Consider the following 5989-nt stretch of genomic DNA (forward strand, 5'->3'; position numbering starts at 1 on the left):
ATTGTTCTGGAGGTTGAGTTCAGTTATGTTAGTTAAGGATTCTAGCGGTTTGATGTCGCTGATTTGATTGAAGCTAAGAATCAGCTCAGTCAGGTTAGTCAAGGATTTTAAGGGTTTGATATCGCTGATTTGATTGAAGCTGAGGACTAGCTGAGTCAAGTTAGTCAAGGATTCTAGCGGTTTGATGTCGCTGATTTGATTGTTCTGGAGGTTGAGCTCAGTTATGTTAGTTAAGGATTCTAGCGGTTTGATGTCGCTGATTTGATTGAAGCTGAGGTTGAGTTCCGTGAGAAGAGAAAGTTTCTGATTAGCCCCATCGCACTCAGTAGTCCCTGCTTGCTGCAACAGCATATCAACAGTATGTTTAGCTTCTGAACTCAAAGAATCTTTTTCGCGACACCATTCAGCAAATGTTTTGTTTCCCGATCGCACTTCTGCTGCTTTAGCCGACCCTCCATTTCCAGATAATGCTAGAAGCACACAACAAGTAAGTGCGATCGACCTTGGCAAATTGATATATTTCTGTGCCACTATAAGTGTCATAATCTTATATATCTAATTGAGAGTTAAAGCCATCTTGCACAAACAAAGCTAATAATTGATTCAGTCCTTTTCAAAGGACTTAAGCTTTGAGGCAGGGGTTTCAACCCCTGCCGGACTGAAGGAAAGAGGGCAATATCATGTCCCTGCCAAACAGCTCTTTAAAACTCTCTGAATCACCTCACTCAGGCAACTTATACTGTCCCACAATCCGCTTAGCATATTCCGGCACATGAGCCTCTAATTTCTCAGGATAATTGCGCTTCACGTACAGATAATTGCGAGTGAAATGAGAATCTATCGAAAACCGAGCATATTCCAAACCCTTCGGCCCAATTCTCTCAATAAAAACTCCCATTAACTTCGCCGCCCACATCGGCAAAGTCACCCCTTTTTCATAAGCCGGAATGCTTTGCTGAACGGCTTCTTTTCGGTTTCCCTTAGACATCACCGGCTGAGTATTTAACTGATCCGTTACCAAATCTAACATTTCTTGCCCGGTGTCATTTCGCACCACAATCCACTGCCAGCCAAAAGGTGCGCCCATGTAGCCCACAACTAAATCTGCTAAAGAATTCACATAATCAAAACAGCTCAAACAAGAAGGAGCAAAAACATCTTTCAATTCCTTAGTATTCAACCCGAAGAACGGCACTTTTTCCTCCGAACCATCTTCGTGTTTGAAGTGAACGTTAAAGTCTTGCATAAACTCATAAGATACAACTGTTTCGGGAGAGCGGCTAGTCGTATCTAGGAATTTTTGCAAGCCTGCACGGCTGACATTATCCACACACGGAGTTCCCAAAACGTAGAGCTTTTCTAAACCGAGTTTTTTCTCGACTGTTCGCAAGGCTTGAATTTGACAGCCGACGCCAATTACTAACAGCCGCTTCATCCCAGATTTTTCGATCTGTTCCAATACTGAAAGGTTGGGAGATAGAGTTGGTTTGTTGACTTTTGCTGCGAGAATTTCGGCGCGAGTTGTAGCAATAATCGGCATCGGTTGAAAGCGGTCTTCTTTAGTATTTTGGACGCAAACAACGCCTTCTACAATTCCTTTTTCGAGCATTTCAATGGCAATTGTGCTGACGATTCCCGTCCACTGAGCGCCCTCGATCGGCTCTTTTTTCCGAGCCGCCATCATGTTTTGGCTGACTCCGAAATACCAATCGTCGGGATTGTCGAGATTGCGCGATCGCCCGTGAATCTCTGCTTCTAATTCTGCGATATGCTGTGTTAAGAAAGCACAAGATTCCTTGACATAATGGATGTAATATGTATCGCACAAACCGCACTCGCTGCAAAGTTCTTTAGCAGGGCGGCGGCTGCCCGGTTTGAGGGCTTTGGATTTTTGGTGCTTAGTGGAATCTATGGCGGTCATCTAAATTGCGGATTTTATGGAGCAACGGCTTTTGTTAGGATATCACACCAATTCCGGTGATTAATTATCATAAACGCCCGATCGCCCTGCAGGGAACAGCCAGCAGCAAGCGGGCTTTACCTGTTGTGCGAATTCTCTCGGCTCGAAATTATTAGTATTGCTCCGGATCGATCGGGCGATCGCGCGAAGAATTTTCTAAATAAAGCTATAAAAAAAATGGTAAAGTTGTTTGTGACAACAGCCGTCGCTGGGATAATACTCAATATCGCAATTGCGAGCTTAGGATTTGCTGCTTTGGTTCGCCCTGTTGCCGGTATGAATCAAACTGTTGTCGCTCTAGAAACAATGCTGAGCGCGACACAAAAGCCCGCAGCGATCGACTATTCGCGCCTAGGGATTAGCGGCATGAAATTGGGGATGTCTGTAGAAGAAGCTAAACGCAAGTTGGGAAAACCGCAGCGCGACGAAACTAAATCTGCTGGCTCTGTAATGGGTGGCAAGATTCGCACGTTAACCTACTCGGAATTGACGGTAGCGGCATGGGAAGGCAAAGTTTATTTAATCTCTACTACTAATCCCAAGTTGGCGACAATTGATGGTGTGAAGGTAGGAGATAACAGCCAAAAAGTTGTTAAAACTTACGGTTACGGGTGGCAATCCGTGCATGGTGAAGCCACTCGGTTGACTTACAGCAATGACCAAAAGGCTGCTAATTTGGTTTTGGAAATTAAGGGCGATCGCGTGCAAAAAATTATTGTCGGCACGCAGCTAAACTGAAATATTAGACAAGAGTACAGTATTAAGGATTTTAGTCCTTATTTATGAGGATTTTTAGCTCTTCGGTGAGTTTACTGGAGGGCTTTTTCCTAATGTGCGTGAAGCGTAGCTATCCCGTAGGGAATCGCCCGCGTCTGCTTAATCCTCTTCATCATCATCCGACAACTTTTCCATTTCCTCAGCAACTAGCGTCTGAAAATCCTCTCCGCAGTGAACGTTCAGATGGATTGCAGCACTCAGGAACTCTCCTATAGCAATCCTAAATGATTTGCTTGCATTATACGCGAGCTTTCTGGCTCGCACTGCAAGGATTCTGGTCTCGCTCGATTTTGCGGCTGATGCGAGGATTGCTATAGAATTTCAGCTTTTTGCCGATCGCTCAAATCAGGTAACTGAAGCTGATGAATTAAAGTAATCAGATTTTGACACTCAGTACCCAATTCTTCAATTAACGTACTCAGCGTAGAATTAGTTACAGAAATTGTCCGATCGCTTTCCTTGCATCTTTACTTATGCAATTCTCAGTCCGCTAGGAGTGGGCTTCGTTTGTTCGCGGTTTCAACCGCCTAGCGCTGTCGGATTTGGGATCGCACCCATAAAAAAAGTAGAGGTGCGATCGATCGCATCTCTACTACAAAAATTCTAAATAAGGTGCACATTGTGCACCCTACCAATTAGCTGTTCTGGGGAACAGGAGCACTCGGTGCTCCAGAAAAACTCGGCGCTGCAGAATTACTCGGCGCACCAGTCTTAGCCCGCTTCTTAATCAAGATTGGCTTGACGCTGTTTTCTCCACCAATCGGGGGATCTTCTTGTTGAGCGTAATCAGCGCCCATCCAAGCAGGACGGCTTTGATCGAAAGCCATTTGCAAAGCAGCAGCGGCGATCGCGTGGGAGTCGTACTCCTCGGATAACTGAGACACCAGAGGCAAGAAAGATGCCATCCGTTCGCCAGCCAAAGCTTCGCGAACTTTACCCTGCATCTTTTCCAACTGACGAGCTTCAATTTGCGCCCGTGTCGGAATGTTTCGCACCGTCAAGCTCGATCGCACGTGGCGTTCAATCAAGCGCAGTTTGCGGCGATCGACCGGTTGAATCAGCGTAATCGCCGTTCCTTCCCGACCAGCCCGGCCCGTGCGTCCGATCCGGTGAACGTAGCTTTCTACGCTATCGGGCAAATCGTAGTTAATCACGTGAGTCAAGTGATCCACGTCCAAACCCCGCGCCGCGATATCAGTCGCCACTACCCAGCGGACTTGACATTGGCGGAACCGCGACAGCAAACGTTCCCGCTGTGCCTGATTCAAATTACCGTGATACTCGTCAACGCTGTGACCTGCTGCTTGCAGTTGGCTGGTGAGTTCCGCCGCCGACTGCCGCGTCCGCACAAAAATCAGTGCAGATTCCGGGTCTTCCATTTCTAGGATTGGTTGTAGAGCCCTTGCCTTCGACCAGCCGCGCGGAATCATGTACACGCCTTGGCTGATGCGCTTCGGCGTTGCTTTTGGCTGTTCTACGGTGACGTTGACTGGGTTACGCAAATGCCGCGACACCAATTTCCGAATGGAAGCTTCCATCGTCGCCGAGAAAAATGCCGTTTGACGTTCTTTTGGTGCAGCATCCAAGATTTTTTCCACATCTTGGATAAAGCCCATGCTCAGCATTTCGTCAGCTTCATCCAAAACTAGCCATTTTACCTTGTCTAGTTTCAGGCTGCCCCGGCTCAGCATATCCAATATGCGGCCGGGTGTACCCACAACGATGTGAACGCCGCGCTTCAAACGCTGCATTTGGCGATCGATCGACTGACCGCCGTACACCGTCAAAACTTGTAGAGAGCGACCTACTTTTACCGGGCCGTCGCTGCTAATGCCGCTCAAATCGCGGATGGCTTCAGTTACTTGCATCGCCAATTCGCGAGTCGGTGTCAGCACCAGTGCTTGCACCGCAGTTACATCTAAATCAATCCGCTCCAAGATGGGCAACGAGAATGCTGCCGTTTTGCCCGTTCCTGTTTGGGCTTGACCCACAACGTCGCGACCTGCTAACAGGTGCGGAATTGCTTGTACTTGGATGGGAGTAGGTTCTGTAAAGCCTAGTGTTTCCAGATGGAGAACGAGTTCTTCCGAAAGACCTAAGCCTTCAAACAATAAATTCATTAATGCTCCTAATAACGAGTCTTAGCCTTCTAAGTTGCCCAACTCGGATGCGGATTTCTGCTCTAGGGCAGGAACTCATAAGAGTTCTTTATGGTGCTGCGCCTGCGCGCACCTTCTTAAATAGCAATCGAGTATAGGGCAGCTCCGTCGATGGTGACTAATTTACCAATTCGACAGCCGTCTTTGATTTTGTGACATCACCGATACCAACCGCCAGCGGTCGGGTTATAGGCTTCCAACATTCTTAAAATAGGACATTGGACTTCCTTTGAGGTACTTGCAAGCTTTCCCTCTAGGGCATTTTATAGTGAGGATCATGACAGCCCCACTTCACTACATAGTAGTAACAGGTTTTTGGTTCAGGCGCTATCCCGCAATCCGTCGCCTGCGGGATTGAGCAGGGGATGGGGCGACCGTCAGTCGATTTTAGATTTTAGATTTTAGATTTTAGATTGACTCCACAGATGAATCAGGGAGCTTTAACTTTCCTCTAAAATTTTTATCTCTCCACGACTTAAGCCGGAGGCTTGTATTCCTTTTTGGGCTACCGTTACCGCCTATCCATCTCAACACTCTTTCGGGATACCGTTGTGGTGTAAGGCGGACGGCGAAGCAATCTCAAATTATCCCCGCTTATTTCTGGCTTGTTATCATCATAACTCTTTACATTCAGAAACAAAACATTAAATTCGTTAAAATTCTCCGATCGTTCTGTAGAGATTACCGCACCCCTAGGGGGAGGGTCGATTGCCAGATAGGGGCTAAAAAAGTTTAGAACCCCTTTGCTACATATCTTTGCACAATATTGTACAAACAGTTACTTTTGCTGCACAATCAGCTAATCATTTTTGGCTGGTGTCCGGTTTTTGTTTGCCGCACCGTCTCAGGCGACAGTTCCAGCAACACTCAGACTTTACCTCGCCGAGCACCGGATACAGTGCCACGTCAACTCATGAGGGTCGATCCCACCATTTTAGACCACCGATCGAGCTTCCAGATCAGTCTGTGCAGTCAATCTAAAATCTAAAATCTAAAATCTAAAATCGACTTGACCCCGCCGAGCACCGGATACAGTGCCACGTCAACTCATGAGGGTCGATCCCACCATTTTAGACCACCGATCGAGCTTCCA

At 47.0% G+C, this 5989-nt stretch carries 5 protein-coding genes; 2 read left to right on the forward strand and 3 right to left on the reverse strand.

The window, feature by feature from the left end; genetic code table 11:
* Together QUA56_RS05260 and QUA56_RS05265 are read right to left on the reverse strand one after the other, a co-directional pair.
* Nucleotides 1-543: leucine-rich repeat domain-containing protein (locus QUA56_RS05260; RefSeq protein WP_333354179.1), on the reverse strand; the 543-nt coding region annotated here is incomplete at its 3' end.
* A gap of 178 nt (nucleotides 544-721) precedes the next feature.
* Complete coding sequence (locus QUA56_RS05265) at nucleotides 722-1921, reverse strand: Coenzyme F420 hydrogenase/dehydrogenase, beta subunit C-terminal domain (RefSeq protein WP_333354181.1); 1200 nt, start codon at nucleotides 1919-1921, stop codon at nucleotides 722-724.
* Nucleotides 1922-2137: 216 nt separating this feature from the next.
* Between QUA56_RS05265 and QUA56_RS05270 the strand changes: the two genes are divergently transcribed.
* Both QUA56_RS05270 and QUA56_RS05275 read left to right on the forward strand, forming a co-directional pair.
* Nucleotides 2138-2698 carry a hypothetical protein gene (locus tag QUA56_RS05270; RefSeq protein ID WP_333354184.1) on the forward strand — a complete coding sequence of 187 codons (561 nt, stop codon included), beginning with the start codon at nucleotides 2138-2140 and terminating at the stop codon, nucleotides 2696-2698.
* Nucleotides 2699-2966: 268 nt separating this feature from the next.
* A complete protein-coding gene (locus tag QUA56_RS05275; RefSeq protein WP_333354187.1) occupies nucleotides 2967-3113 on the forward strand; it encodes a hypothetical protein in 147 nt (48 codons plus the stop codon).
* Nucleotides 3114-3372: 259 nt separating this feature from the next.
* On the opposite strand, the gene QUA56_RS05280 is transcribed toward QUA56_RS05275, so the two are convergent.
* On the reverse strand, nucleotides 3373-4857 hold the full coding sequence (locus QUA56_RS05280) for a DEAD/DEAH box helicase (protein WP_333354189.1): 1485 nt from the start codon (nucleotides 4855-4857) through the stop codon (nucleotides 3373-3375).
* Nucleotides 4858-5989: the final 1132 nt, after the last annotated feature.

The organism is Microcoleus sp. N3A4, assembly GCF_036701805.1.
Classification (GTDB): Bacteria; Cyanobacteriota; Cyanobacteriia; order Cyanobacteriales; family Microcoleaceae; genus Microcoleus.

Bases quoted from the DNA above. Each gene is read 5' to 3' on its own strand.
- QUA56_RS05270 (WP_333354184.1), top strand. From the start codon at position 2,138: ATGGTAAAGTTGTTTGTGACAACAGCCGTCGCTGGGATAATACTCAAT.
- QUA56_RS05265 (WP_333354181.1), bottom strand. From the start codon at position 1,921: ATGACCGCCATAGATTCCACTAAGCACCAAAAATCCAAAGCCCTCAAA.
- QUA56_RS05280 (WP_333354189.1), bottom strand. From the start codon at position 4,857: ATGAATTTATTGTTTGAAGGCTTAGGTCTTTCGGAAGAACTCGTTCTC.